24 protein-coding genes and 1 tRNA gene are annotated in these 25,979 nt (G+C 71.2%); 10 read left to right on the forward strand and 15 right to left on the reverse strand.

What is annotated here, in order from left to right; translation table 11 throughout:
- The first annotated feature begins 54 nt into the window (after window positions 1-54).
- Both FHY05_RS09855 and FHY05_RS09860 read left to right on the forward strand, forming a co-directional pair.
- Entirely contained in the window at window positions 55-1,119 is a 1,065-nt protein-coding gene (locus FHY05_RS09855) for an alpha/beta hydrolase family protein (RefSeq protein ID WP_183944210.1), read from the forward strand.
- Window positions 1,116-2,678: a glycoside hydrolase 43 family protein gene (locus FHY05_RS09860; RefSeq protein ID WP_183944211.1), complete on the forward strand. Its 1,563-nt coding sequence runs from the start codon at window positions 1,116-1,118 to the stop codon at window positions 2,676-2,678. Before FHY05_RS09855 ends, FHY05_RS09860 begins: the two co-directional genes overlap by 4 nt.
- A 221-nt stretch (window positions 2,679-2,899) precedes the next feature.
- Here the strand turns inward: FHY05_RS09860 and FHY05_RS09865 are convergent, their stop codons facing one another.
- The 5 genes from FHY05_RS09865 to FHY05_RS09885 all read right to left on the reverse strand — a co-directional run bounded on the left by FHY05_RS09865 (window position 2,900) and on the right by FHY05_RS09885 (window position 10,260).
- A complete protein-coding gene (locus FHY05_RS09865) occupies window positions 2,900-4,846 on the reverse strand; it encodes a sialate O-acetylesterase (protein WP_183944212.1) in 1,947 nt (648 codons plus the stop codon).
- 118 nt (window positions 4,847-4,964) lie between these two features.
- Window positions 4,965-5,420: a YaiI/YqxD family protein gene (locus FHY05_RS09870; protein ID WP_183944352.1), complete on the reverse strand. Its 456-nt coding sequence runs from the start codon at window positions 5,418-5,420 to the stop codon at window positions 4,965-4,967.
- A 53-nt stretch (window positions 5,421-5,473) separates the two neighbouring features.
- Window positions 5,474-7,606, reverse strand: coding sequence for a patatin-like phospholipase family protein (locus FHY05_RS09875; RefSeq protein ID WP_183944213.1), 2,133 nt, complete (start codon window positions 7,604-7,606; stop codon window positions 5,474-5,476).
- Window positions 7,607-8,051: 445 nt separating this feature from the next.
- Entirely contained in the window at window positions 8,052-9,212 is a 1,161-nt protein-coding gene (locus FHY05_RS09880; RefSeq protein ID WP_183944214.1) for an MFS transporter, read from the reverse strand.
- Window positions 9,213-9,225: 13 nt separating this feature from the next.
- Window positions 9,226-10,260 (reverse strand): aldo/keto reductase, encoded by a 1,035-nt coding sequence (locus FHY05_RS09885; RefSeq protein WP_183944215.1) that lies wholly within the window; start codon window positions 10,258-10,260, stop codon window positions 9,226-9,228.
- Window positions 10,261-10,349: 89 nt separating this feature from the next.
- Here FHY05_RS09885 and FHY05_RS09890 point away from each other — a divergent pair, with 89 nt between their 5' ends.
- Window positions 10,350-11,267, forward strand: a complete 918-nt coding sequence (locus tag FHY05_RS09890) for a LysR family transcriptional regulator (protein ID WP_183944216.1) — start codon at window positions 10,350-10,352, stop codon at window positions 11,265-11,267.
- Between the two features lie 23 nt (window positions 11,268-11,290).
- On the opposite strand, the gene FHY05_RS09895 is transcribed toward FHY05_RS09890, so the two are convergent.
- Window positions 11,291-11,365: transfer RNA gene (locus tag FHY05_RS09895), tRNA-Thr, on the reverse strand.
- Between the two features lie 86 nt (window positions 11,366-11,451).
- Here FHY05_RS09895 and FHY05_RS09900 point away from each other — a divergent pair.
- Window positions 11,452-11,601: a hypothetical protein gene (locus FHY05_RS09900; RefSeq protein WP_183944217.1), complete on the forward strand. Its 150-nt coding sequence runs from the start codon at window positions 11,452-11,454 to the stop codon at window positions 11,599-11,601.
- On the opposite strand, the gene FHY05_RS09905 is transcribed toward FHY05_RS09900, so the two are convergent.
- Window positions 11,570-11,707: a hypothetical protein gene (locus tag FHY05_RS09905; protein ID WP_183944218.1), complete on the reverse strand. Its 138-nt coding sequence runs from the start codon at window positions 11,705-11,707 to the stop codon at window positions 11,570-11,572. The genes FHY05_RS09900 and FHY05_RS09905 overlap by 32 nt on opposite strands.
- A complete protein-coding gene (locus tag FHY05_RS09910; protein ID WP_183944219.1) occupies window positions 11,671-13,470 on the reverse strand; it encodes an aminopeptidase P family protein in 1,800 nt (599 codons plus the stop codon). The genes FHY05_RS09905 and FHY05_RS09910 overlap by 37 nt, the downstream gene beginning before the upstream one ends.
- Before the next feature lie 156 nt (window positions 13,471-13,626).
- Between FHY05_RS09910 and FHY05_RS09915 the strand changes: the two genes are divergently transcribed.
- Window positions 13,627-14,196: an HNH endonuclease gene (locus tag FHY05_RS09915; RefSeq protein WP_183944220.1), complete on the forward strand. Its 570-nt coding sequence runs from the start codon at window positions 13,627-13,629 to the stop codon at window positions 14,194-14,196.
- A 37-nt stretch (window positions 14,197-14,233) separates the two neighbouring features.
- Window positions 14,234-14,662: a hypothetical protein gene (locus FHY05_RS09920; RefSeq protein ID WP_183944221.1), complete on the forward strand. Its 429-nt coding sequence runs from the start codon at window positions 14,234-14,236 to the stop codon at window positions 14,660-14,662.
- A 271-nt stretch (window positions 14,663-14,933) separates the two neighbouring features.
- Here FHY05_RS09920 and FHY05_RS09925 read toward each other — a convergent pair whose 3' ends face one another.
- A complete protein-coding gene (locus tag FHY05_RS09925; RefSeq protein ID WP_183944222.1) occupies window positions 14,934-15,890 on the reverse strand; it encodes a UDP-glucuronic acid decarboxylase family protein in 957 nt (318 codons plus the stop codon).
- A gap of 162 nt (window positions 15,891-16,052) precedes the next feature.
- On the opposite strand from FHY05_RS09925, the gene FHY05_RS09930 reads away from it, so the two are divergent.
- Entirely contained in the window at window positions 16,053-17,051 is a 999-nt protein-coding gene (locus FHY05_RS09930) for an acyltransferase (RefSeq protein WP_183944223.1), read from the forward strand.
- Here FHY05_RS09930 and FHY05_RS09935 read toward each other — a convergent pair.
- Window positions 17,005-18,189 carry a glycosyltransferase gene (locus FHY05_RS09935; protein ID WP_311732437.1) on the reverse strand — a complete coding sequence of 395 codons (1,185 nt, stop codon included), beginning with the start codon at window positions 18,187-18,189 and terminating at the stop codon, window positions 17,005-17,007. The two genes, FHY05_RS09930 and FHY05_RS09935, sit on opposite strands and share 47 nt — an antisense overlap.
- Before the next feature lie 284 nt (window positions 18,190-18,473).
- Between FHY05_RS09935 and xrtV the strand changes: the two genes are divergently transcribed.
- Both xrtV and epsI read left to right on the forward strand, forming a co-directional pair.
- Entirely contained in the window at window positions 18,474-19,370 is an 897-nt protein-coding gene (gene xrtV / locus FHY05_RS09940; protein WP_183944224.1) for an exosortase V, read from the forward strand.
- Complete coding sequence (gene epsI, locus FHY05_RS09945) at window positions 19,363-20,073, forward strand: exosortase-associated protein EpsI, V-type (RefSeq protein ID WP_183944225.1); 711 nt, start codon at window positions 19,363-19,365, stop codon at window positions 20,071-20,073. Before xrtV ends, epsI begins: the two co-directional genes overlap by 8 nt.
- Window positions 20,074-20,079: 6 nt before the next feature.
- Here epsI and FHY05_RS09950 read toward each other — a convergent pair whose 3' ends face one another.
- Entirely contained in the window at window positions 20,080-20,331 is a 252-nt protein-coding gene (locus FHY05_RS09950) for an XrtV sorting system accessory protein (RefSeq protein WP_183944226.1), read from the reverse strand.
- A gap of 87 nt (window positions 20,332-20,418) precedes the next feature.
- On the opposite strand from FHY05_RS09950, the gene FHY05_RS09955 reads away from it, so the two are divergent.
- On the forward strand, window positions 20,419-21,270 hold the full coding sequence (locus FHY05_RS09955) for a SurA N-terminal domain-containing protein (protein ID WP_183944227.1): 852 nt from the start codon (window positions 20,419-20,421) through the stop codon (window positions 21,268-21,270).
- A 429-nt stretch (window positions 21,271-21,699) separates the two neighbouring features.
- Here the strand turns inward: FHY05_RS09955 and FHY05_RS09960 are convergent, their stop codons facing one another.
- From FHY05_RS09960 to FHY05_RS09975, 4 genes are read right to left on the reverse strand one after another with little or no spacing between them, the layout of a single operon-like run.
- Window positions 21,700-22,509 carry a CpsD/CapB family tyrosine-protein kinase gene (locus tag FHY05_RS09960; protein WP_183944228.1) on the reverse strand — a complete coding sequence of 270 codons (810 nt, stop codon included), beginning with the start codon at window positions 22,507-22,509 and terminating at the stop codon, window positions 21,700-21,702.
- A 2-nt stretch (window positions 22,510-22,511) separates the two neighbouring features.
- Window positions 22,512-23,987: a GumC family protein gene (locus FHY05_RS09965; protein WP_183944229.1), complete on the reverse strand. Its 1,476-nt coding sequence runs from the start codon at window positions 23,985-23,987 to the stop codon at window positions 22,512-22,514.
- Window positions 23,984-25,195: a hypothetical protein gene (locus FHY05_RS09970; protein WP_183944230.1), complete on the reverse strand. Its 1,212-nt coding sequence runs from the start codon at window positions 25,193-25,195 to the stop codon at window positions 23,984-23,986. The genes FHY05_RS09965 and FHY05_RS09970 overlap by 4 nt, the downstream gene beginning before the upstream one ends.
- Entirely contained in the window at window positions 25,192-25,794 is a 603-nt protein-coding gene (locus FHY05_RS09975; RefSeq protein ID WP_183944231.1) for a polysaccharide biosynthesis/export family protein, read from the reverse strand. The genes FHY05_RS09970 and FHY05_RS09975 overlap by 4 nt, the downstream gene beginning before the upstream one ends.
- Window positions 25,795-25,979 lie beyond the last annotated feature (185 nt).

Below are 25,979 nucleotides of genomic sequence, written 5' to 3' on the forward strand. Positions count from 1 at the left end.
CTGCGCGAAGAGGCCGCCCGCCACAGGCAGATAGCGGTAACAAGGAGAGGGTGGATGAAGAAGGTTCGGTCCGTGCGCGCGGCGGCGGCGACGCTGCTCGCGCTGCTGGCACCCGCCGCGGCGGCTCAGGTGTCCACGCCCGCGCCTCCTGCGGTGGCAGGCGCGAAGGCAGCGGTCGTCGAGCGGATCACCGTCCACGGCCGCTCGCTCGAGGGCAGCCTGGAGGGTGACAGCGCCGACCGCACCGTGCTGGTCGTGCTACCGCCGAGCTACAGGAGCAGCCCGAAGCGACGCTATCCGGCGGTCTACGCGCTCCACGGCTATTCGATCGGGGCGGAGCAGTGGACCCGCGAGATCCACGTGCCGCAGACGATCGAGGGCGCCTTCGCGCAGGGCGCGCGCGAGATGATCGTGGTGCTGCCCGACAGCAAGACCGCACACAACGGCTCGATGTATTCGAGTTCGGTGACGACCGGCGACTTCGAGCGCTTCGTCGCGCGCGACCTCGTCGCCTACATCGACTCGCACTATCGCACCGTCGCCGACCGCAACAGCCGCGGGCTCGCCGGCCACTCGATGGGCGGCTACGGCACCGCGCGGATCGGGATGAAGCACCCGGAGACCTTCGGCGCGCTGTATATAATGAGCCCGTGCTGTCTCTCCGCGCGGACCCCGGGCGGGGACGCGGCCGCGGACGAGAAGACCTTCGCCGCGCTGCGCTCGCCCGCCGACTCGGCGACGCTGAGCTGGGGCCAGCGCGCGCAGCTCGCCGCCGCGGCGGCCTGGTCGCCCAACCCGACCAAGCCGCCGCTCTTCCTCGACCTGCCGACGGAGAACGGTCAGCCGCGCCCGGAGGTGGTGGCGCGCTGGGCGGCCAACGCCCCGCTGGCGATGGTCGACCAATATGTCGGCAACCTGCGCCAGTATCGCGCGATCGGGCTCGACGTCGGCGACCGCGACGGGCTGAAGGCCGACGCCCAGACGCTCCACGCCGCGCTCGACCGCTACGGCATCCGTCACGATTTCGCGGTCTATCCCGGCGACCATGTCAGCGGCGTGGCGACGCGCGTGCAGGAGCAGGTGATCCCCTTCTTCTCGCGCGCTCTGGTGTTCCCGTGAGGCGCGTCGCGCTGGCGGCGCTGCTGCTCGCCGCCCCGGCGGTCGCGACCGCGCAGGTGTGGCGCGCCGACCAGGGTGACGGCACGTACCGCAACCCGGTGCTCTACGCCGACTACCCCGACCCCGACGTGATCCGCGTCGGGCGCGACTATTATCTCGTCTCGACCACCTTCGTGAACGTGCCCGGCATCACGATCCTGCACAGCCGCAATCTGATCAACTGGACGATCGCCACCCATGTCGCGACGAAGCTCGATGGCGACCCGCGCTACGATCTCGTCGGCGGCAACGCCTATCGCAAGGGGCTCTACGCGGCGAGCCTGCGCCACCACGACGGCACCTTCTATCTCGCGATCACCCCGGTGGGGCAGAAGACGCGCATCTACTACGCCAAGACCATCCGCGGCCCGTGGCGCTACCACGAGCTGGACCGCGAGGCGTTCGACCCCGGGCTGTTCATCGAGCCCGACGGCCGCGCCTATCTGGCGACCGCGACCACCGCCGACGGCACGATCACGCTGCTGACGCTCGACCGCACGCTCTCCAAGGTGACCGGCGCGCGCAAGATCCACTATATCAAGGGGGCGGAAGGCTCGAAGCTGATCCGCCGCGGCGGTTATTACTACCTCTTCAACGCGCTGCCGCCGCGCCTCGCGCTGAGCGTGTCGCGCGCGCGCAGCCTGTTCGGGCCGTGGGAGACGCGCGACCAGATCGACGATCACAGCGGCGGCCACCAGGGCGCGCTGGTCGACCTGCCCGACGGCGGCTGGTTCGGCTATGTGATGGAGGACAGCGGCGCGATCGGGCGGATGACCAACGTCTCGCCCGTGTTCTGGAAGGACGACTGGCCCGTCTGGGGCACGCCCGACGCGCCCGGTCGCGTGCCCGCGCGCGCGCGCAAGCCGATCGCCGGCGGCGCCTTCGCGGAGCCGCCCTCGTCCGACACGTTCGACCGCCCGATACTGGGCGCTCAGTGGCAGTGGAACCACAATCCGGACGACCGCCGCTGGTCGTTGACCGAGCGGCCGGGCTGGCTGCGGCTGCGCCCGACGCGCGCGGCGCGCTTCTGGGACGCGCGCAATACGCTGACCCAGAAGGGGCAGGGGCCGGCGAGCCGCGGCGAGGTGGTGCTCGACCTGGCGCATCTCGCCCCGGGCGACCGCTGCGGCTTCGGCACGCTCGGTCAGGTGAGCGCCAATCTCACCGCCACGCGCGGGCCGGACGGGCGCGCGTCGCTGGCGATGGAGGTGACCGAGGACGAGCTCGAGGGCGCGCGCACCGAGACCCGCGCCACCGTGCCGCTCGCGGGCGATCGGCTGTGGCTCCGCACCGAGATGGACTTCCGGGCCTCCACCGGTCGCGTCGCGTACAGCGACGACGGGCGCCGCTGGCGCGGGCTCGGCGGCGACTTCCCGCTGCGCTTCGCGTGGCGCACCGGCACCTTCCAGGGCGAGCAGTTCGCCCTGTTCTGCTACGCGCCGGGCGAGAGCAGGGGATGGGTGGACGTCGATTCGTTCACGCTGTCGCCGGTGGCTGGGGGCGAGCGCACTCGGCCGTAGCGAGCGAGGGTGCTTAGCAATCCTCCCCACGGAGGAGGTGACAGGCCGAAGTCCTGACGGGGGGCCGGTGGTGAGTGCACCCGCCCTCGCCGACGCGGACACCCCTCCGTCGCGCTGCGCGCGCCACCTCCCCTTACAGGGGAGGATGAGTCGTTCTCACCTGTTATGAGGGTCAAGCTTGGTCGCTGCCCGCACACCCCATGCCACCCACGCCCGCCCGCTCAGTCCACCGGCACGTCGAAGGTCCCGACCGGCAGCTGCGCCTCGTCGAACAGGTTCACCACCGGCGTCTCGGCCCAGGCGTAGCGGACGTGCGTCACCGGCTGGCCGTCGCCCGCCAGCGTCACCGTGTCCCCGGTGACCGTCCCCGCGGCGAAGCGGCACGATCCCGCCGCGGCGCCGCACAGCTCGAAGCCGATCGCCTGCGCCGCGCCGCGCGCGCTGAGCGCCCCCGTCGCGCCGGTGAAGCGCAGCACCGCGCCGCCGTCGGCGCCGCGCTTCGCCCCCGCGATCGCCGGCCCCGCCGCCGCGACCGGCTCGCCGTAGCGGGCGGCGCGCATCGCGCGCGCGAGCCGCAGCCCCACCTCGCGCTTCTCGCCCGGGTGGATGTCGAGCGCGTCGCCGAGGTCGAGTGCCACCGCCATCCCGGCGTGCGGGTCGGCCGCGGTGACGCGGCGCTGCGCGTCGCGCACCATGCCCCAGCCGTTCTCCGCGGGGGCCTTGGCGCGCGTGCCATAATCGGCGAGCTGCACCACCGCGAAGCCGGTCTCGGGTGTGCCCATGCGGCGGCGCCAGTCGGCGATCAGCGCGGCGAGGCGCCTGTCGTAGCCGGGCAGGCCGGTGTCCGACTCGCCCTGGTACCAGGCGATGCCGGCGAGCTGGAGCGGCGCGAGCGGCGCGATCATCGCGTTGTCGAGCGTGCCCGCGCCGTTGATGTCGTCCCACGGCACGCGCGGCGCGCCGCCGCCGACACGCTTGGCCACGGCGTAGCGCCAGCCGCCGTCGAGCGGGACGCTGCTGCCGTCGGCGAAGGTCAGCCGCATCCGCTCCGTCGGGCCGGTCATCCCGCCGAGCGCGTAGACGTCGTCGTCGTTGACGGTGATGACGTTGCGCCCGGCGCGCAGCGTGCCCGCGGGCAGCGCGTAGACTCTCGGCTGCGAGGCGAGGCTGCTAGAGCCGACGCCGACGCCGTTGACCCAGGTGGTGTCGGCGTCGTCGACGGTGCCGAGCGACAAGGTCGCCGCCCCGCGCGCCTGCGCCGGCGTGAGCTCGACCGTCTTCTGGTACCAGATCATGCCGTTGTAGTCGGCCAGCTCGGGCACGCCCCAGGTCTCGAAGTTGGTCAGCGCCGGCACCGCGCGCCAGTCGAGCGCGGCGTCGGGCTGCCACGGCTCCTTGCCGCGCGGGTCACCGCTGGCGCCGCGCCACCACTCCTCCCACTGCCCGATCGCCCGCCGCACCGCGGCCGCGGGGTCGCGCGCGTAGAGAGCGATCAGCGTCGCGGCATCCGCCTGGCCGCCGGCGCGGAGCGCGGCGTCGCTCATCCACGCGCTGATCCGCGACCCGCCCCAGCTCGAGTGGATCGCGCCGATCGGCACCTTCTGCGTCCGCCGCAGCGACTGCACCATGTAGAAGCAGGCGGCCGAGAAGCCGCCGACATTGTCCGGCCCCGCGGCCTGCCAGCGCGGCGCCGTGGCGAGGCGGTCGAGCGGCGTGGCGCTGGCGTTCTTGGCGATCGTCAGCAGCCGCAGCTGCGGGTCGAGCGGCGGGTGCGCGTCGGCGAACAGCGTCTGCGCGTCGTCGACGGTCAGCTCCATGTTGCTCTGGCCCGAGCAGAGGAACACGTCACCGATCAGGATGTCCCCCAGCAGCGTCGCGCCGCTCGGTGCGGCGACGGTCAGCTCATAAGGGCCACCCGCGGGCAGGGCGGGGAGGCGGGCGGTGAAGCGGCCGTCGCGCGCCGCGGTGGCGCTGACGCTATGGCCGGCGAGGCTGATCATCACCGTCTCGCCCGGCGCCGCGGTGCCGCGGACGTCAATCGGCCGGTCGCGCTGGAGCACCGCATGTTCGCCGATCGCGCCGTCAAGCGTCGGCGCCGCGAGCGCGGGGGTGGCGAGGGCGGAAGCGGCGAGCAGGACAGCGAGGTGGCGCGCGGGACGGATCGGCATGGGGCAGGAGTTCCGCTGTGATCGGCGCCGGGAGAGGTGCCGGGCGACGCGGGAAGCATCGCCGCGGTGAGACTGCGTCAGCCCGCGTCGTCGCGCAATCGCCCGTGATGCCGGATGGTTAGCCGGCTCGTCGTCGCGCGCGCTGGATCGCCTCGTCGAGCGCGGAGAGGAAGCGCGAGCGATCCTCCTTGGCGAACGGCGGCGAACCACCCACGCGGTCGCCGCCCGCGCGCAGGTCGCTCATGATCGCGCGCACCGCCACCGCGCTGCCGATCGAGTTGGCGGTGAAGGGCCGTCCGTTGGGACCGATCACCGCGGCCGCGCCCGCCTTGATCGCGCGGTCGGCGAGCAGGATGTCGGCGGTGATCACGATCGCGCCCGCGTCTGTGTGCTCGGCGATCCAGTCGTCCGCCGCGTCGAACATGTCGCTGACCGTCACGCGCTCGATCAGCGGGTGAGCGGGGACTCGCAGGTGCGCGTTGCTGACGATCGCGACGGGTATCTCGAGCCGGTAGGCGACCCGGTAGATCTCCTCCTTCACGGGGCAGGCGTCGGCGTCGACGAGGATATGCACGCGCTGGACCATCGCCGCGCTGTGCCACAAAGCCGCGGGCGCGTCGCCACGGATCACGGCAGCTCGGCGCGCGGGTCCGAGTCGATGCTGGGGCGCAGGCGCAGCGCCTGCTTGGGCCGCGGTGCGCCGGGGCGGCCGTTGACGCGGTCGACGCCGTCGATCGCCGGCGTCGGCGCGAGCGCGGCGAGCGATTCGACACCCGCGGCCATGTCGAGCGCGAGCGCGCGCTGCGTCGCATTGGCGAAGGGATAGCCCGGGCGGGTCGGCATCGACTCGCCCGCGGCGGTCCCGGCCTCCGCCGCCATGCGCTCGATGCTCGGCGCCTGGTGGAGCGGGTCGGTCGCGGGCAGTGCGGCGCGCGCGCGGTCGTCGTGCCAGCCGGCGGCGAAGCGCGCGGCGCTCACTTCCAGGCCCGCGAGAAAGGCGCGGAAGCGGACGAAGCGGTGGTTGGCCCAGTTGAGCACGAGCGGCTCGCCCGCGAACAGCGGGTCGACCAAGGTGTCGGGCACGAAGCGGGTGGCGATCACCTCGCCCGCGCGCGCGCCGCGGCGCTGCAGGTCGGCGATCGTCGCCGCGTCCATCGCGAAATTGAAGCCGCCCTCGCCGTCGCGCATGCGGACATGGACGATCCGATCACGATAGCCCGGCACGTCGATCAGCTGATTGTCGCCCCATTGCCGCGCGGTCGTGATGATGCGCCCGGCGAAGCGCAGCAGCTGCGCCACGGGCGAGCCGCCGGCGAGGCGGGTATAGTTTGCCAGCCGACCGCGGTTGGTCCGCAGCATGTAGACCATCTCCTCGGGCGGCGCGTCGGCGGGGGCGAGACCCGGATCCGGCGCCTCGGCCTCGGCGGGCACGCGCTCCGGCTGCAGCTCGTCGTCATGGTAGAGCAGGTTCAGGCAGAAGGTCGGCCGTGTCGGGATCGGCGCGTCGAACAGGTGAAGCGGGAAGTTGGAGGTGATCCCGCCGTCGGTGAGCCACAGCTCCGCGAGCTCGCGCCCGCCGCCGAGCGCGCCGGCGCGCTCGCGCAGCACGTAAAGTCGTACCGCGCGGAACAGGAATGGGAAACTCAGCGACATCCGGACGCCGACGAGCACCGGCAGGTCCTCCGGTCGGGGCAGCCGGAGCATGTCGCCCGCGTCGACGTCGTGCAGCGCGACGCCGGCGAGATCGTCGCGCGGATCGGTCGGCGCGCGCTGATGGTGCTCCATCCACGCGACGATCTCGGGCGGGAACAGCGCCGCGAGGTCGCTCCGCCGGGCATAGAGCAGATCCTCGCGGCGCTGGAACGGTAGCTGCACCGACTGCGCCCGGCTGATGTCGGACGCGACCAGCACGAGCTCGATGTCGCGGGCGATCGTGGCGAGGCTCGGGGATGGGCGCCGCGGATCGTGCGCGCCGCGTAGCGCGGCGGCCAAGGCCTCGTCGCGGGTCGGCCCCGCGCCGCGGTGCGAGGCCGCCCAGAGGTCGCCGAAGGTGAGCGGCTCGTCCGCCGCCAGCCCGGCGAGCTCCTGGAAGCGTGCGTGCAGCCACTCGGTCAGCGACGGCAAGGTCTCACCAGCGACGCGCGCCCGTGCCGCGCCCGAGCAGAAGCCGTAACCGTTGGCGGCGATCGCGCGCAGCCCGGTGCGCAGCACCGGCGACCAAAGGAGCGTCGCGAGCAGCAGCGCCAGCGCGGGCACGCCGACGGCGAGGAGCAGCAGCAGCGCGAGCGCGAGCGCCGCACCGCGCGTCGGCTCGAGCCACAGCAACGCCGCCGCGACGAGCCCGAGCATCAGCCCCGCCCAGCAGAGCGCCGCGCGAGCGAGGACGCCGATCACGCCGGCGACGCCGCGCCGGCCCGCCGCCGCCTGAAGCCGACGCAGCAGCTGGAACAGCGGTGCGGTCGCCGCGTCGGGCTCGAACAGATGCTGGAGCAGCGGCGCGCCGCCGTGCTGCTCGCCCAGCTCGAGCGCCAGCCGCTCGAGCCGCTCGCGCGCGCCCGGATGGCGCCCCGACCGCCGACCGAACTCCATCGCCGCCGCGGCCGCCGCGCCGATCGCCCCGGCCGAGGTGCCGCCGATCGCGCGCAGCCGGTACGTCGCCGCGATCGCCGCGATCGCGCCGGGGTAGATGATCCCGCTCGTCACGCCGCCCTTCATGACGAGGTCGCACTCGAGCGCGGCGCGGTCGGGTCCGGTCGGCATCGTGCTGGCTCCCGCGGCGCCTCGCGCGCCCCGCCGCAGCCTAGCGCGCGCGGGCAGCGGCGATAAGGGGCGGTGAGCGCTGTCGCATGTCACACCGGGCGGTTCTCTCTGGGCCCGCAGGCCGAGCAGGTGTGGCGGACGCGCCTGATCGGGACGATCAACACGGGGAACCGGCTGCAGCGCGCTTCCGCGTGCCGCATCCGGGGTCGATGGCCGACGCGGGCGCGCCGCTTGGATCGCGTACGGCGGCGGCATGCCGGGCTGGCGCGCCAGCACCGCGGCACGCCGCCGGTGCTGCCCGCGATGCGCTGGATCGACGGCCCGCCCCGCTATGTCAGGCGCGAGCGCGGCGGCGCGGTGCAGGCGCCGCGCTGGCGCTGCGCGACGGCCATGTCGCCGTCCAGGTCGCGCGCCAAGCCGACAAGCGCGCGCACGTCCTCGCGCGTCACCCGGCGCAGGCGACCCGCGGCTGACGCGACGCCAGCAGCAGCAGCGCCAGCGCCGCCGCGGCCATCGCCGCGCCCGCCAGCGACACCGCGGGCAGGCCGAGCCCGGCGGCGATCACCCCGCCGCCCAGCGCCGCGCCGATCGCATTGCCGAGGTTGAACGCGCCGATGTTCATCGCCGAGGCGAGGTTGGGCGCCTCGCCCGCCGCGGCCATCACCTGCATCTGCAACGGCGGCACGGTCGCGAAGCTGGCGATGCCCCAGACCAGGATCGCGGCGGCGGCGGAGAGCGGCGCGTGCATCAGCCAGGCGAAGGCGAGCATCACCAGCGTCAGCAGCGCGAGCATCGCGGCGAGCGCGCGCGTCACGGATCGGTCGGCGAGCCGGCCGCCGAGCGTGTTGCCGATCGTCGCGCCGACGCCGAACAGCATCAGCGACACCGTGACCAGCGCGGTCGAGGCGTGGGCGACGTCGCGCAGGATCGGCACGATATAGGTGAACACGGTGAACACGCCGCCGAAGCCGAGCGTGGTCAGCGCCAGCGCGAGCAGCACGCGCGGGCGGCCGAGCACGCGCAGCTCGGCGGCGAGGTCCGCCCCCGCCGGCGCGGGCAGCGGCGGCAAGGCGAGGCGCAGCGTCACCATCGCCACCGCGCCGATCGCGGCGATGCCGGCGAAGGCGGGACGCCAGCCGATCGCCTCGCCGACCCAGGTGGCGAGCGGCACGCCGCCGATCGTCGCCACGGTCAGCCCGGTGAACATCGCGGCGACCGCGCCGGCACGCCGCTCGGGCGGCACCAGCCCCGCCGCGACCACCGCACCGACGCCGAAGAAGGCGCCGTGGTTGAACGCGGTGACGACGCGCGCCGCCATCAGCCAGGCGTAGCCGCCGGCGGCTGCTGACAGCGCGTTGCCGAGGGTGAAGATCGCCATCAGCGCGATTAGCAAGGTACGGCGATCGAGCCGCGCGGTGGTCAGCGTCATCAGCGGCGCGCCGATCAGCACGCCGAGTGCATAGGCGCTGACCAGCAGGCCGGCGGAGGGGATCGAGACGCGCAGGTCGGCGGCGATCACGGGCAGCATGCCCATCGGCGCGAACTCGGTGACGCCGATGCCGAAGGCGCCGATCGCCAGGGCGGACAGGCCCGGATTGAGCTTCATGACTCGTCTCCGCTCAGACCAGCCGCGGCGCGAGGCGGGCGAAGCCCTCCTGCTGGCGGTAGGGCGTGTGGGGGTAGGGCGGGAGCTCGTCGCTGGCGGCGTCGAGCGTCGCCATATGCTCCCGACTGAGCGCCCAGCCGATCGCGCCGAGATTGTCGCGCAGCTGCGCCTCGTCGCGCGCGCCGATGATCACCGAGGCGACGGTCGGCCGCTGCAACAGCCAGTTGAGCGCGATCTGCGGCAGCGTCCGCCCGGTCTCGGCGGCGACCGCCTCGAGCGCGTCGACGACGCGGTAGAGATGCTCGTCCGCGACCGGCGGCGCGAACTGGACGGTGTCATGCAGCCGGCTTCCCGGCGGGACCGGCCGTCCTCGCCCGATCTTGCCCGTCAGCCGGCCCCAGCCGAGCGGGCTCCACACCAGCGCGCCGACGCCCTGATCCTGCGCCAGCGGCATCAGCTCCCACTCGTAGGCGCGGCCGATCAGCGAATAATAGACCTGGTGTGCGACCAGCCGCGGCCAGCCGTGACGGTCGGCCACCGCCTGCGCCTTCATCAGCTGCCAGCCGGGATAGTTGGAGACGCCGGCGTAGCGGACCTTGCCCGCGGTGATCAGCCGGTCGAGCGTCGCCATGAGCTCCTCGACCGGGGTGTGCGCGTCATAGGCGTGGAGCTGGAGCAGATCGATGTGATCGGTGCCGAGCCGCCGCAGCGAGTCCTCCACCGCACGGATCAGCCGCGCGCGCGAGGCGCCCCAATCCTGCGGCCCGTCACCCATCGGCAGGCCGGTCTTGGTCGACACCAGCACCGCGTCGCGGCGGCCCTTGATCGCCGCGCCGAGCACCTCCTCCGACGCTCCCTCCGAATAGACATCGGCGGTGTCGAACAAGGTGACCCCCGCGTCGAGGCAGATATCGAGCAGGCGGCGCGCCTCGGCGGCGTCGCTCTGCCCCCAGGCGCCGAACAGCGGGCCCTTGCCGCCGAACGTCCCCGTGCCGAACGACAGCGCGGGAACGCGCAGTCCCGATGCGCCCAGTTGCCGATAGTCCATCTTTCACCTTTTGCCATCCGGTCCGAGGCGACTAAGTGGCGAAGGATGACGCGGTGTAGAACCGCCGCAGCAGGCGAAGGATCTGTGCGATGGACGCAAAGCTGGCGGGTGGCAGCGACCGGGCGCGCGCGCTCGCTCTGTTCGCCACCGTGGTCGAGGTGGGCAGTTTCTCCGCCGCCGCGCGCATCCTGGCGCTGACCCCGTCTGCGGTGGCGCGCGCGGTCGACCGGATCGAGGCGCGGCTGGGCGTGCGGCTGCTGCTCCGCTCCACGCGCGCGCTGACGCTGACCGCGGAGGGGCAGGCCTATCTGCTCGCGGCGCGGCGCATCCTCGCCGATCTCGACGATGCCGAGCAGCAGATCGCCGATCAGGGCAGCCCGCGCGGACGGCTGCGCGTCTCGGCGGCGCTCTCGCACGGTCGGCTGTGCGTCGTGCCGCTGCTCGGCGATTTCGCGCGCGCCTATCCCCACATCCTGGTCGACATCGCGCTGACCGACACGTTGGTCGATGTCGCGGCGGGGCAGGCGGACGTCGCGGTGCGCTTCGGCCCGCTCGCCGACAGCGCGCTGACCGCGCGCAAGCTCGGGCAGAGCGGGCGCGTCATCGTCGCCGCGCCCGACTATCTCGCGCGACACGGTACGCCGATCGTGCCGGAGGACCTGCACGCGCACAATTGCCTCAACTTCAGCTTCCGCCGCGCCGAGCCGACCTGGCCGTTCCGCCGTGACGGCCGCGATTTCACCTTGTGCGTGGAGGGCGGGATCGTCGCCAACAACGGCGAGACGCTGGGGCAGCTCGCCGCGGCCGGCGTCGGCGTGGCACGAGTCGGACGGTTCAGCGTCGAAGGTGCGATCGCCGACGGGCGGCTGGTGCCGCTGCTCGAGGCCTATAATCCCGGTGATATCGAGCTGATCCACGCGGTCTTCGTCGGCGGCGCGCATCTGCCGGCGCGGGTGCGCGTGTTCGTCGATTTCCTCGCCGATCGGTTGGCGGGATCAACCGGGTGAAGGAGGAAGAAGAAGGAGAAAAATGGTGCTGCCGGTGAGGATTGAACTCACGACCTCAGCCTTACCAAGGATGCGCTCTACCACTGAGCTACGGCAGCACTTCCGACCTCGTCGGGCGGAGGGCGCCTAAGAGACGAGCCGCCGGTGATTGTCAAGGTGCCTCACTCGCTCTAGCGCGCTTTTCATGAGCGACCGCGACGAACGGGCGGCCCGTCTGGCCGAGCAGCTGCGCCTCAACCTGCGGCGGCGCAAGGCGCAGGCGCGCGCCGGTCAGGACAACGACACCGCCCCGCGCGCGCCGATCAGCCCCCCGCGGCGCGATGACCCAGCGTGAAGGCGAGCGACAGCATGTGCCACACGCTCACCGACGCCGCGCCGAACAGCGCGCCCACGCCCGCCACGATCAGCGCGTGATGCGCATACACCTTGCCTCGAGCCATGCCGCGTCGTCTCCCCCCAGCACCGGCCCGATCGTCGCCGCCACGCGCTGATGGTAGTCATTGATCCACGTCAGCTCGGCGTCGGTCAAGAGTGCCGGGTCGATCAGGTCGCGGTCGATCGGCGCCAGCGTCAGCGTCTCGAACCCGAGCATCGGTGAGTCACCGTCGGGCAGCGCGCGCTCGACCACCAGCAGCAGGTTCTCTATGCGGATGCCGTACGCGCCGGCCTTGTAATAACCCGGCTCGTTCGAGAGGATCATGCCGGGCAGCAGCGGCTCGGCCGGGCCGCCGCCCGGGTAGCTCGGCTTGGCGATCCGCGCCGGCCCCTCGTGCACCGAGAGATAGCTGCCGACGCCGTGGCCGGTGCCGTGCGCATAGTCGAGCCCGGCGTCCCACAGCGGCCGGCGCGCGAGCGAGTCGAGCTGGCCGCCGTTGGTGCCGGGCGGGAAGGTCGCGGTGGCGAGCGCGATATGCCCCTTGAGCACGCGCGTGAACCGGTCGCGCATCTCGTCGCTCGGCGCGCCGATCGGCACCACGCGGGTGACGTCGGTGGTGCCGTCCTCATACTGCCCGCCGGAATCGATCAGGTACAGCTGTCCCGGCTCGATCGGCAGGCTCGACTCGGGCGTGACACGATAGTGCGGGATCGCGCCGTGCGGCCCCGTCGCCGAGATCGCGTCGAACGACTGGTCGCGCAACACGCCGCTCTCGGCGCGGAAGGCGAGCAGCCGCTCGGCCGCGGAGAGCTCGGTCACGCCGCCGCGCGGCGCCGCGCCGGCGACCCAGCGCAGGAAGCGGGTCAGCGCCGCGCCGTCGCGCAGCGAGGCGGCACGATGGCCCGCGATCTCGGTCGCGTTCTTGGTGGCGCGCGGCAGCACGGTCGGGTCGCGCAGCGGCAGCACGGTGCCGCCGGCGCGCTCGACGCGATCGGCGATCGCGGCGACCGCGAGCGCGGGGTCGATCGCGACGCGCTTGCCCGCGAGCGAGTCGAGCGCGGCGGCGAAGGCGGCGCGGTCGTGCACCCGCACCGCGTTGCCGAGGTGCTCGGCGACCTCGGGCGTCATCTTCTCGGGCGCGACGTAGAGGTCGGCGGTGCCGTCGGCGTGCGCCACCGCATAGGCGAGCGCCACCGGCGTTCTCGCGACATCGGCGCCGCGGACGTTGAGCAGCCAGGCGATCGAATCGAGCGCAGTGATCACGGCCGCGTCGGCGTCGGCAGCGGCGAGCCAGTCGGCCACGTCGGCGCGCTTGGCGGCGGCGCCGCGCCCGGCGAGCCGGTCGGGATGGACAGCGAGCGGCGCGGGCGAGGGGGCGGGGCGGTCGGCCCAGATCGCGTCGATCGGGTTGCGCTCGACGGGTATCAGTTCGGCATCGGTGCCCGCGAGCGCGGCGCGCGCCTCCTCGACCCAGGAGCGCGTGTGCAGCCAGGGATCATAGCCGACACGCATGCCGGCGCCGGCATGTGCGGCGAGCCAGCCGGCGACGCTGCTCTCGGGTACGCCGACGAACGACCAATCCGAGCCAGCGACCTGCTCGCGCACCTGGATCGTGTAACGACCGTCGGTGAAGATCGCCGCCGCATCGGCCAGCACCACCGCCGTGCCGGCCGAGCCCTCAAAGCCGGTGAGCCACGCCAGCCGCTGCGCGTAGTCGCCGACATATTCGCTCATATGCTCGTCGGTCAGCGGGACGACGAACCCGTCGAGCTGGTCGCGCACGAGCTGGTCGCGGAGCGCGCCGAGACGCGCGGAAGGGATCGGCATGGACGGGACCCGGTGGTGGAGAGACGAAGCCGTACCGCGTGCCACAGCCGCGGCGCCGCGACCAGTCTTGAAGCCACCGAGTCGGGCTGTCATCATGTCGTCACGCCACTGCGCGACAGCGCCGGCGCGAAGAAGAGGTAAGGGAGACGTTCAAGCGTGTTCCATCCCGACCTGATCCGGCATCCGGACAGCTGCCCGACGTTGGTGCTGAACGCCGATTACACGCCGCTGTCCTATTATCCTCTGAGCATCTGGCCGTGGCAGACCGCGGTGAAAGCGGTGTTCCTCGACCGGGTCGACATCGTCGCGCATTACGAGCGCGAGGTGCGCAGCCCCAATCACGTGATGCGGCTGCCCTCGGTGATCGCGCTCAAGCAGTTCGTGAAGCCGTCGCAGTTTCCCGCCTTCACGCGCTTCAACCTGTTCCTGCGCGACACCTTCGCCTGCCAATATTGCGGCAGCAACGCGCGCGAGCTGACGTTCGATCACGTCGTGCCGCGCGCCCAGGGCGGCCGCACGACCTGGGAGAACGTCGTCACCGCCTGCGCGCCGTGCAACCTCAAGAAGGGCGGACGCACCCCGCGCCAGGCGCATATGCCGCTGGCGATCGAGCCGATCCGCCCGACCAGCTGGCAGCTGCAGGAGCACGGCCGCCGCTTCCCGCCGAATTATCTGCATGAAAGCTGGCACGACTGGCTCTACTGGGACGTCGAGCTCGAGGCGTGACGCGCCGCGGGTGACACACACGGGAGTTACGCGGCGCATGCGGTGGCAGATGATGGTGGCGGGGGCCGTGCTGCTCGCCGCCTGCTCGAAGGAGAATGCGGAGGAGGCGGCCGATCCCGCGGTGCTGGCCAATTACGTGCCCCCGTTCGTGATGTCGCGGCTCGACTATGGCGGCGTGGTGGAGCGCCGTTTCCGCCGGCTCGACGTCAACCACGATGACCATCTGACGCCCAACGAGCTGCCCCAGCGCCTGGCCGACCGGTTCGCCGAGATCGACCGCGACAAGGACGGCCGCATCTCCAACGACGAGTGGAGCGCGTGGATGCTGGCGCGCTTCGACCAGCAGGACGCCAATCGCGACGGCACCGTGACCAGCGACGAGCGCGAGCGCGCGCGCGAGCAGCGCGAGATGGACCTGCCGACACCGGCCGAGGAACCCGACAACAGTGCCGCGCCGGCGGGGTGAGGCGAGCGGCGCTCGCGAGCCGCGAGCGCGCGGCCGCCCAGGTACCCTGACCTTGCCCCTCCGTCATTCCCGCGGAGGCGGGAACCCAGGCACGGACCTCGCAGCAGGAGCGGTGGCCTCAGCGTGCCTGGATCGTCGCGGTCGCATGGATGAGCGCGAGGGGACTTAGGGCGCGAACGCCCGAGTGGCGCGGGGGAGCGGCAGTCTGGCCGCTCGCCGTCGCCACCTCTACGTGGCCGCGCGGCGTGCCCCTCCGCGCGCCCGTCTCACCTCAGGCAGCGAACTCGCGGAAATAGTCGATCGTGCGTTGCAGCCCCTCGCGCAGCTGCACCGTCGGTTCCCAGCCGAGCTTCGACTGCGCCAGCGCGATATCGGGCTTGCGCTGCATCGGATCGTCCTGCGGCAGCGGGCGATAGTCGAGCGTCGAGGAGGAGCCGGTCAGCTCGATCACCAGCTCGGCCAGCTCGCGGATCGTGAACTCGTTGGGATTGCCGATGTTGACCGGGCCGGCGAAGCCCGGCTCGCTGTCCATCAGCCGCAGGAAGCCCTCGATCAGATCGTCGACGAAGCAGAAGCTGCGCGTCTGCGAGCCGTCGCCGTAGAGCGTGATCGGCTCGCCCTTGAGCGCCTGCATGATGAAATTGGAGACCACGCGACCGTCCGCCGGGTGCATGCGCGGACCGTAGGTGTTGAAGATTCGTACGACCTTCACGTCGAGGTTCATCTGGCGGTGATAGTCGAAGAACAGCGTCTCGGCGCAGCGCTTGCCCTCGTCGTAGCAGGAGCGGATGCCGATCGGATTCACGTTGCCCCAATAGTCCTCCTTCTGCGGGTGGACGTGCGGATCGCCGTAGACCTCGCTGGTCGAGGCCTGGAACACCTTGCACTTGAGCCGCTTGGCGAGGCCCAGCATGTTGATCGCGCCGATCACCGAGGTCTTGGTGGTCTGCACCGGATCGTACTGATAGTGGATCGGCGAGGCGGGGCAGGCGAGATTGTAGATCTCGTCCACCTCGACGTAGAGCGGGAAGCACACGTCGTGGCGCAGGAACTCGAAGCGCGGGTTGCCGTGCAGATGGTCGATGTTGCGCTTGGCGCCGGTGAAGAGATTGTCGACGCACACCACTTCGTCGCCGCGATCGAGCAGGCGATCGATCAGGTGCGAGCCGAGGAAGCCGGCGCCGCCGGTGACGAGCACGCGCTTCCGCGACTGATAGTTGCGCGACATAGACGGTAAAACTCCCTGATAACGCCGGCCGGCGCCCGACCGACCGCCGGGCGCGTGCTTGTGCCAATGATCCCCCGCGGCGACAAGGAAGCTTTCAGACAAAGCCGTCGTCACGTCGCCGACGCTGGCCAAGCATGGCGTCCAATGACTAAGGGACCATTGATGCAGCGCATCCCGATCCTCGACGGCTGGCGCGCGCTGAGCATCCTGCTGGTGCTCGCGGGGCACCTGCTGCCGCTTGGGCCGCACCGCTGGGGGCTCAACGGCGCGGTCGCGGCGAGCGGGATGGCGCTGTTCTTCACGCTGTCGGGCTTCCTGATCACGCAGTTCCTGCTGCACCGGCCCGAGGTCGTCCCTTTCCTGATCCGCCGGCTGTTCCGCATCGTGCCGCTCGGCTGGGGCGCGATGGTCGTGCTGGCGCTGGCGAGCCGCGTGAGGGCGGAGGCGCTCGGTGCCAACCTGCTGTTCGTCGCCAACTTGCCGCCGACTCGGCTGCTGCCGGGCGGCGAGCATCTGTGGAGCCTGTGCGTCGAGGTGCAATTCTACGTCGGAGTCGCGCTGCTGGTGACGGTCGGCGGTCGGCGGGCTTTGTGGCTGCTCCCCGCGCTGTGCGTCGCGGTGACGCTGACCCGCGTGGTGCAGCACGCGCCGATCAGCATCTTCACCTGGCAGCGAGTCGACGAGATCCTCGCCGGCGCGACGCTGGCGCTGCTGCACGCGCGCGCGCCGCGCTGGACCGCGTCGCTGCCGCGGATGCTGCCCTTGGTGCTGCTGCCGCTGCTGCTCGCCTCTGGCCACGAGAGCGCCGGCGCGCTGATGTACCTGCGTCCCTATCTCGCCGCGGCGAGCGTGGGCAGCTCGATCTACGCCGCGCCGGCGTGGCTGCGTACCTTGCTGGGCTCGGCGCCCGCTCGCTACGTCGCCGAGGTGTCCTACGCCGTCTATGTCTTCCACGCGATGATCGCGGCGACCTGGCTCGGCAGCGGCGACACGGTGGTGCACTATGCCAAGCGCCCCTTGCTGTTCGCGGTGACCTTCGCCGCGGCGCATCTCTCCACCTTCCGCTTCGAGCGGCCGATGATCGAGCTGGGCAAGCGCGTCGAGCGGCGCTGGCTCAGCGCGCGCGCAGCCAGGACGTCGGGCGGCCGCCGAGCAGCTTGAGGTAGAGCGGGACCTTCCACAGGACGTAGAGCGGCAGCCGCGCCGCCGCCGCCGCCGAGAGGAACGGCCGACCGACGCGCCGCCACGCTACCCACAATGCCAGCGCCGCGGCGGTCAGCGCGGCGCCGAGCAGCAGCGCGGGCCAAGGCGAGGCGCCGGCGAGCACGAGCAGGCCGGTGACGACCAGAGCGGCGAGGTCGAGCATCAGCAGCAGCGTCAGCGGCGGGACGGCGAGGCTCAGACCGGCCCAGAGCGCGCGCGCGTCGCCGCGGCGCAGCGCGGTCCCCATCGCTGGCAGCGCCCGGGCCAGCGAGGTGGCGAGGAAGCCGCCCTCCCAGCGCTGGCGCTGCTGCAACGTGCCTTCCGCGCTGCTCGCGGCGCTCCACACCGTCGCCTCGGGCACGTAGCGCGGCAGCTTGCCCCGGCGCGCGAGATCGAGCCCGAGCGCGAGGTCCTCGACGATGTCGGAGGTGGCGAGCGGCGCGTCGCGGAAGATCGGCCAGGGGAACGCCATGCCCGTGCCGGTGAGATTGGCGCGCCCGGCGAGCCGGGCGAGCCCGCCCTGCCGTACCAGATTCTTGATGACGAACGCGAAGTTCGAGACCTGCACCATGGGTGCCGCGGTCAGGTCGGGGGCGAGCAGGTTGGTCGCCTGCACTGGCCGCTCGGTCGCGCGCCCCGCCATCGCGAGCAGCGAGGCGCGATCGGTGGCGCCGTCCGCGTCGAGCACCATCACGACCGCGGGCTGCTCGGCCGGGGAGCGCACAGCGATCTGATCGCGCGCGTGTGCCAGCGCATAGCCTTTGCCGCGGCGCGTCGGATCGTCGCGGCGGGTCACGCTCGCGCCCGCCGCGGCGGCGACCGCGGCGGTGTCGTCGCGGCAATTGTCGGCCACCACGAGCAGCTCGAACTGTGGCGGCAACTCGGCGAGCAGGCGCGCCACCGTCGCACCGATGATCGGCCCCTCGTCGTGCGCGGGCATCACGATCACCGCGCGCGGCACCGGCCCGATCGGCGCGGGCGAGGGAGGCGAGCGCAGCCCGGCGACGACTTCGATCACGAAGGCCGCGGTGAGCGCCAGCAGTGGCGCCGCGACGAGCCCGGCGACGACGGTCGCGATCACTGCCACTGCTGCCACTCGCCTACCCCTTGAACACCGCCGCCTGAGGCGCCGCCGCGGCTCTAGCGCAGCGGCGCGCGCGGTGACCACTAGCTTCTCGGGGTGAATGTCCGGTAAACAGCTTGTTTGCCTAACAGCGTGCCACTTTCGTCAATTCCCTGTGGCGCATGACCGGCCCGGTCAGTTGCGAGCGGGTAGATTGATGTTTATGCAAAGTTCCGCCGGAAGGGGGCGCCGGTGCCGCGTCGGTATGTGCCCGCTCGTCGAGTTCGATACAGGTGAATAGTCAGCACAGTGCGACCATGTCGACCGCGGCCGAGCTCGATCGACCGCGTGGCCGGCCGGCGCCGCGTCTTCCCTCGCTGCCGGCCTCGGCCTGGCTGCTGCTGATCGGCTGCATCGCGCTGGCGGCGCCGACGATGGTGACGGTCGCGCGCTTCAGCTGGTCGACCGAGCAGGGAGGCCACGGCCCGCTGGTGCTCGCCACCGGGCTGTGGCTGCTGTGGCGTGAGGTGCCGGGCGTGTGGCCGCTGCGCCGCCCCGGATCGGCACTGGTGGTGGCGCTGCTGCTGCCGCTCTGCCTGCTGCTCTACCTCGCGGCACATATCACCGGCATCATCGAGATCGAGGGCTTCGCGCTCTACGGCGCGCTGCTGGTCGCCGCTTACGCCTTGCTGGGCGGGACGGTGCTGCGCGAGCTGTGGTTCCCGATCGTCTATCTCGGATTCGTCTTTCCTCCGCCCGATCAGCTGGTCGCGGTGATCACCCAGCCGCTCAAGATCGCGATCTCGGAGCAGGCGGTGAACCTACTCTACGCGCTGGGTTATCCGATCGGCAGCTCGGGCGTGTCGATCCAGATCGCGCAATATGACCTGCTGGTGGCGGCGGCCTGCGCCGGGCTCAACTCCATCATCAGCCTCACCGCGATCTGTCTGTTCTACATCTACGTGCGCCATCACGCGAACTGGCGCTACGCCGGGCTGCTGATGCTGACGATCGTGCCGATCGCGATCTTCGCCAACTTCATCCGGGTCATCCTGCTGATCCTGATCACCTACTATTTCGGTGACGCGGCGGCGCAGGGCTTCGCGCACGATTTCGCCGGCCTGGTCATGTTCCTGGTCTCGGTGCTCACCATCTTCGCGATCGACGCGCTGGCTAGTCCGCTGCGTCGCGCATTGGGAAACGGCCATGACTGAGGCGAACGGCCCCACGCTGCCCGAGACGCGCCTGCTCGACCGGCGCCGCGCCCTGCTGGGCGGCGCCTTCCTGCTCACCGCGGGAGTCGCGGCGGCGCGCGTGCCGGGCCATCACATCGACCTGCTCGGCAAGCGGAAGCTCGACCCGCTGATCCCGGCGCAGGTCGGACCCTGGTCCTTCTACTCGAAGAGCGGGCTGGTGACGCCGCCGCCCGACCAGCTCTCCGACCTGCTCTACTCGCAGCTGCTCACGCGCGTGTATCTGGCGTCGGACCAGCTGCCGATCATGCTGCTGATGGCGCAGAGCAGCGGCCAGACCGGCGTGCTCCAGGTGCACCGCCCCGAATATTGCTACCCCGCGGGCGGGTTCAAGCTGACCGACAAGGCGGTCCGCTCGGTGCCGCTGCCCCGGGGGGGGCAGCTCGACGCCACGGTGATGACCGCCAGTGCCGACAACCGCGTCGAGCAGCTGATGTACTGGACGCGCGTCGGGCGCGACATGCCGCTGAGCTGGGCGCAGCAGCGCTGGTCGGTCGCGCGCGCCAACCTGCGCGGCGACGTGCCCGACGCGATGCTGGTGCGGATCTCGACGCTGACACACGATCGCGACGCGGGCATGGCGACGCTCGCGGCGTTCACCCGCGCGTTGTTCGCCGCGGTACCGGCCGACGTGCGCCGGGTGCTCGATGGCGCCGCCGGCTGAGCCGGGTCAGGAGCGGCGGCTGGGCAGGTCGATCGGCTTCAGCACAAGGAGGATGAAGACCAGATTGGCGACGATCAGCGCGATCGCGAGTAGATGCTGACCTGAGTTGCCGAAATAATTGGCGAGCGCGCAGATCACCGCGCCGGCGAGATAGGCAAGCATCGAGTCCTGCCGGTCGCTGGAAACAGATCGTTGCAGAAACAGCACGACAAGGCCGGCAAAAATGGCCAAAGTCACCCAATCGTAAGCAGTTTGCATCCGGCGGTCCAATCCTTGACGAGGTAGCGGTACAGCAAATCCGCAGCTTGTGCTAGGTAGGCCATCAACAGTGAAAAGGGGATTGAGATGTTCAGGCGTGGGACTCTGATCGCGGCGAGCTCGCTCGCGCTGCTCGCGGCGGGGTGTGACCGCAAGCCGACCGGGCAGACGGTCGCGGTGGTGAACGGGGACGAGATCTCGATCGGCGAGCTCAACGCCGAACTGCAGCAGGCCAATGTGCCGCAAGGCGCCGACCAGAAGGCGGTGCGCGCGCAGCTGCTGCAGAATATCATCAGCCGCCGCCTGTTGGCGCAGGACGCGCGCAAGAACGGCGTCGACAAGACGCCCGAGTTCCTCAGCCGCCAGCGCCGCCTCACCGACGAGCTGCTGATCGCCATGAACGCGGAGCGCCAGAACGGCAGCCAGAAGCTGCCCGATCAGAAGGCCGTCGACCAGTTCATCGCGGCGAACCCGCAGGCCTTCGCGCAGCGCCAGGTGCTCGCGCTGCAGCAGATCGCGATCGACCCGCCGAGCGATCCCAAGGCGCTGGAGCCGCTCAAGGACGCGCACTCGCTCGACGCGGTGGCCGCGGCTTTGACCAAGCTCAACATCCCGTTCACGCGCACCAGCGGCAGGCTCGACACCGCCAGCGTGCCGCCCGAGGTGCTCAAGCGCATCTTCGCGCTGCCGTCGACCGAGCCGTTCGTGCTGCCCGCGGGCGGCAAGCTGTTCGCCAACGTGATCGTCGGGCGCGAGCCGGTGGCGATGTCGGCGGACGACATGCGCAAGGCCGCGCTCGCCGCGCTGCGCAAGCAGAACGAAGACAAGAGCCTCAACGATCAGGTGAGGCAGCTCCGCTCGACCGCGGAGATTGAGTACCAGCCGGGCTATGCGCCGCCGCCGACCGGTTCCGGTGCGCCGGCCGCTGCCGCTAAGTGAGGTGAGGGCGGCGGCGCCGCGTGGCGCCGCCGCTCGCGTGCCGGGGAGACGTCGCCGGGCGATGTCGTCCTACCGGGCGCGATCCGTCGTCGGGGATCGGCAGCTCTTCCCCGGAGGGCGATCGTCGCGGATCGACGGCACGCCATCAGCGAACGTCATCCCGGCCCCGAGCCGGGATCCACCGGATTGGGTGACGCTGAAGTATTCCGTCGCGTCACCATGGATCCCCGCCCGAGGCCGGGATGACGTTGATCTTGCGAAGAACGCATCCAGGGCCAAAGAGGGCGGCCTTCTCCGCCGGCGTGGCGCTCGCGAAAGCGGCCCCACGCCGACCCTTACTCTCAGGGGAAGGGAAGGCGGACCCCCGCTGCCCCCGGGCCAACGTCCAAGCAGGCGGATCGCGCTCTCGCCCGACGCCAGCCCTCCCGCTTACTTGTAGTAGTCCGCGTAGCCGGCGCCGTAGCCATAGCCGTAGCTGTCGGCGAGCAGGCCGCCGTCGAAGCGGTTGAGCACCACGCCGGCGCAGGGCGCCTGGTCGAGCACGTGGAGCGCGTCCTTGACCTGCTTCTTGGTCGTGCGCCCCTCCTCCACCACCATGATGAAGGCGTCGAGCTTGGTCGTCACGATCGTCGCGTCGTCGTTGGCGAAGACGGGCGGCAGGTCGCACAGGAAGATCGACGGCGCCGTGACGGCGCGCATCGACGCGATCGCGCGCTCCATCCGCGACGAGGCGAGCAGTTCGGCCGAGTGCGCCGGGGCGCGGTCGGTCGGCAGGACCACCAGCCGCTCGCCCTGCGGGTGACAGGCGAACGCACCGAGCGAGTCGACCTCGCCCTCGAGGTAGTCGCGCATGCCGCGCTCGACCGGGATGCCGAAGTTGTGCGCGATCGAGCCGCGGCGCAGGTCGAGGTCGACCAGATAGGTGTCGAGCCCCGGCGTGCGCGACAGCGCCGCGGCGAGGTTGGTGGCGCAGAACGACTTGCCGACCGCCGGCGTCGCCGAGACGATGCCGAACAGTCGCCAGCCCTTGTGGCGGTGCAGCTTGAGCAGCCGCGAGCGCAGCATGTTGAACGGGCGCGAGCGCACGTCGCGGCTGTCGAAGCCGTAGATGCCGCGCTGCTTCGACTCCGCGCTGCTCCAGGCGAACTCGGCACTCTGCTCGAGCACGGGGAAGGTCTCGCCCGTGAACGGCGCGATCTCGGGCTTGGTCATGGGAATGGCCTTGAGCATGTCGGTCATCGTCACAGCGCTCCGCCGGCGTCGGCGGCCAGACGGGGTTTGCGGCGGAACGGCAGCGCGGGCAGCCAGCGGCGCCGCTTCTGACCCGGCGCCAGGTCGGGGGTGAAGGTCGGCACGACCGTCAGCGTCTCGAGCCCGAGCGCCTTGAGCTGGTCGACCCCGCGGATCGGCCGCATCAGGAACTCCAGCGCCAGCGCGAGCACCAGGCCGAGGCCGAGCCCGCCGGCGACGCCGCCGCCGATCAGCAGCAGGCGGTTGGGCGAGACCGGGCGATCGGGCGCCGCGGGCGGATCGACCACGGTGAGCCGCTCGCCCTTCTGCTCCTGCGCCATCCGCGCCGAGTTCTGCGCGCGCAGCACGTTGCCGGTGATGTCCTTGAGCTGGTCGCGCAGGCCGTTGGCCCGTGCCTCCAGCTGGCTGACCTGCTCGAGCACCACGGGCGCGCGCGAGGAATTGGCGAGGCTGGCCGAGGCGCGCGCATTGTCGCTGGCGCGATATGACTCGAGCTGCGCGATCTGCGCGTTATTGGACTGGATCTGGCTCTGCACCAGCGAGGTGTCGGACGTGTCGTCCTGCGACTTGGCGATCTCCTGCGCCTGCGCCAGCCGCGCCTTGGCGCGGATCACGTCGGGGTGGCCCTCGTTGTAGACCGCGCGCGCCGCGATCAGCGCCTGCTCGGCCTGCTGCACCAGCGGGTCCTTGCCGCCCGACTTGCGCGACTGCGCCAGCAGCGCGCGATTCTCGCTCTGCAGTTGCGCGATCTGCGCGCTGTAGCCGCCGCTGTTCGAGGGCATGACCACGCCCCCCGAGGCCAGGGCGCTGCCGTTGCGCGCCTTGAGCTGGGTGATCTGGCCCTCGATCTGGCCGATCTGGTCCTGCAGCTTGCGCGACTGGTCCTGCAGGAAGTCGACCGTGTTCGTCGCCTGCGCCGCCATGCTGGTCGCGTCGATCTCGAGGAAGCGGCTGACGATGCTCTGCATCACCGCCTGCGCCTTGGCGGGATCGGCGTAGTCGAAGCTCATCGTGAAGGCGATCGTGCTGGTGCCGCCGTTCTGCGCCTGCTGCCCCTGGCCGATGTCGCCGCTCACCGCCTGGACCGCGGTGGCCTTCTGCATCGTCTCGACGATCTCGGACAGCGGCTTGGAGCGGCGCTCCTTCTCGTACAGGTTGTTCTGCTCGATCAGCGCGATCAGGTCGCCGCGGCTGAGCACCTGCTCGCGGATCTTGGCGATACGCTGGTCGATGATCGTGGTCAGGGGCGAGCTGACCAGCGTCGAGGGCAGCTCCTGCGACTCGACCAGCAGCGTGGCAGACGAGCGGTACATCGGCGGCAGCAGCAGCGCGAGCGCCACCCCGATCGTGGAGAGCACCACGAACGGGACGATGATCAGCCAGCGGCGCTGCCACAGGATCGTGGGGATGTAACCGAAAAAGCCGGCGCCGCCGCCTTCTTCCTCGTTCGTGTCGACGTCACTCACTGCGTATCGCCCCATCTCGCTCGCACGAATACCTTGACGTTGAGATCCGACGGCCAGTCTCGCCCGCCGCCGGTCGCCCGCCGATAGCCGCCCGCCACGCCGCCGAAGAGGCGCCGCGAGAAGCCATGTTCGTAGCTTGCACCACCAGTGATGAAGGAGGCGTTGCGAGCCTGCAGAAGATTCGACGTCTCCTGCACGCGCGAGTAATCGACCGAGGCGCGCACCACGTCGTTCTCGCGGACCTGGTACGAATAGTCCAACCCCGCGCCTTGGCGCTTGGAGATGTCGCCGAAGCCGGTCGGCTGCGCGTCCGAATAGGCGCGGAAGCAGGTGTTGCTGCGCTGCCCCGCCTTGCACGCGTACAGATTGCCCGACATCCCGGTCGAGTGAGTCGTCCCGAGCGGCGTGCGCGAGGTGATGAACAGCGCGCCGAGCGCGGCCGTCACCGTGACCGAGGGGCTGAACTGGTGAGTCAGCGTCACCTGCGGCTGGTAGAAGGCGCCCGAGGTGCGCTGGCGCTCAAAGCTCGTCCACGAGCCCGACCCCTGCAGGCCGACGCTGGTGCGTGCCGACACCGCGTGCGACCAGCCCAGCGTCGCCGACTTGGTGGTCGACGAGGTCAGGATGCCACTGTCGGCGTAGCTGATCCGGCTGGCACGCAGCTCGCCGTTGACGGTGTCGCGCTGGCTGATCCGCAGGTCCGCGCCGACCGCGGCGACCAGGCTCTTCTGGCGCTGACGCAGACCGAGCAGCGCGATGTCGGGCGTGCCGAGGTCGGGCGGCAGCGACGGATCGAGGACGCCGACCAGCCCGTAGCTGCTCTGGCCGATGATCGAGCTGTCGTAGCTCACCACCGCGTGCGCGTTGAAGGTCTGGGTCAGCTGTCGCCGCGCGCGCGCCTCGACGCCGTAGCTGTCGGCCGAATCGTAGCGCGTGAAATAATCGGTGCGGCGGTAATAGGCACTCAGCGCCGCCTCGCCCTTCTCGTCGAGGCGGACGAGCTGCGGCGTGATCGACAGCTCGGAGAAGGCGCTGCCCGTATCATTGTCGTCGATCACGAATGGGTTGGTCGAGTAACCGATACCGGCCTGGCCGTCGACGATGAGGCGCGTGGTCTGCGCGTCCGCCAGCGCGGGCGGCAGCACCGCCAGCGCGGCGCCGAGCGGCAGCGCCACGCCGGCGCGGAGGCGACGGGTCAGGCCACTCACGGGACGATCACCGTGTCGCCGCCGCGCACCAGCGGGAGCGACTCGCTCGAGAGATTGTCGGTCGAGCCGCGCATCAAGTCGCTGATGCGGACGCGCACCGCCTGCGCGCCGGTGGGCGTCTTGCGCAGGATCACGACGTTGCCGAGCGAGGCGAACTCGGTCGGGCCGCCGGCGAAGCTCAGCGCCTCGAGCACGTTGACGTAGCGGCCCGGGTTGAACGAGCCCGGCGTGCGGACCTTGCCCAGGACTGAGAATTGCAGCCCGGCAGGCGTCTTCACCGACACCGTCACCTGGGGCACGGCGGTGCGATACTGGCTCTCCAGCCCCTTGGTGATGCGCGCCTCGATCTCGCTGGGCAGCGCGTTGAGCGCGTCGACCTTGCCGACGAGCGGGAAGGAGAAGGTGCCGTCGGGCAAGACACGGACGGTGCGCTGGAGGCGCTCCTCACCCCAGACGAAGATGTCGAGCTCGTCGCCGGGGTTGATACGATAGGCCGCGAGCGCCGTGGCCGAGCCGCCGGCCCCCGCCTGCGCCGACGCGGGAGCAGCCCCGATCAGCGCCAAGGCCAACACCGCCCCGGACAGTAGCTTATTCACCATTCCTTGACCCCCCAACTACTAAGGCCTGATCCACAAAGCGATCGGCGCGCGCCACGAGTTTATTTGATCGTTTGTCCCATATCGAGTACCGGGCGCAGCGTCAGCCGCCTTACCGCATTTTCCTTTCCATGTACGCACGAGATTGTTGAGTATGTGCAGCATTCTGGTGCGTCGAACGAAGCCGT

This window comes from Sphingomonas sp. BK580, from assembly GCF_014194975.1.
Taxonomy (GTDB): Bacteria; Pseudomonadota; Alphaproteobacteria; order Sphingomonadales; family Sphingomonadaceae; genus Sphingomonas.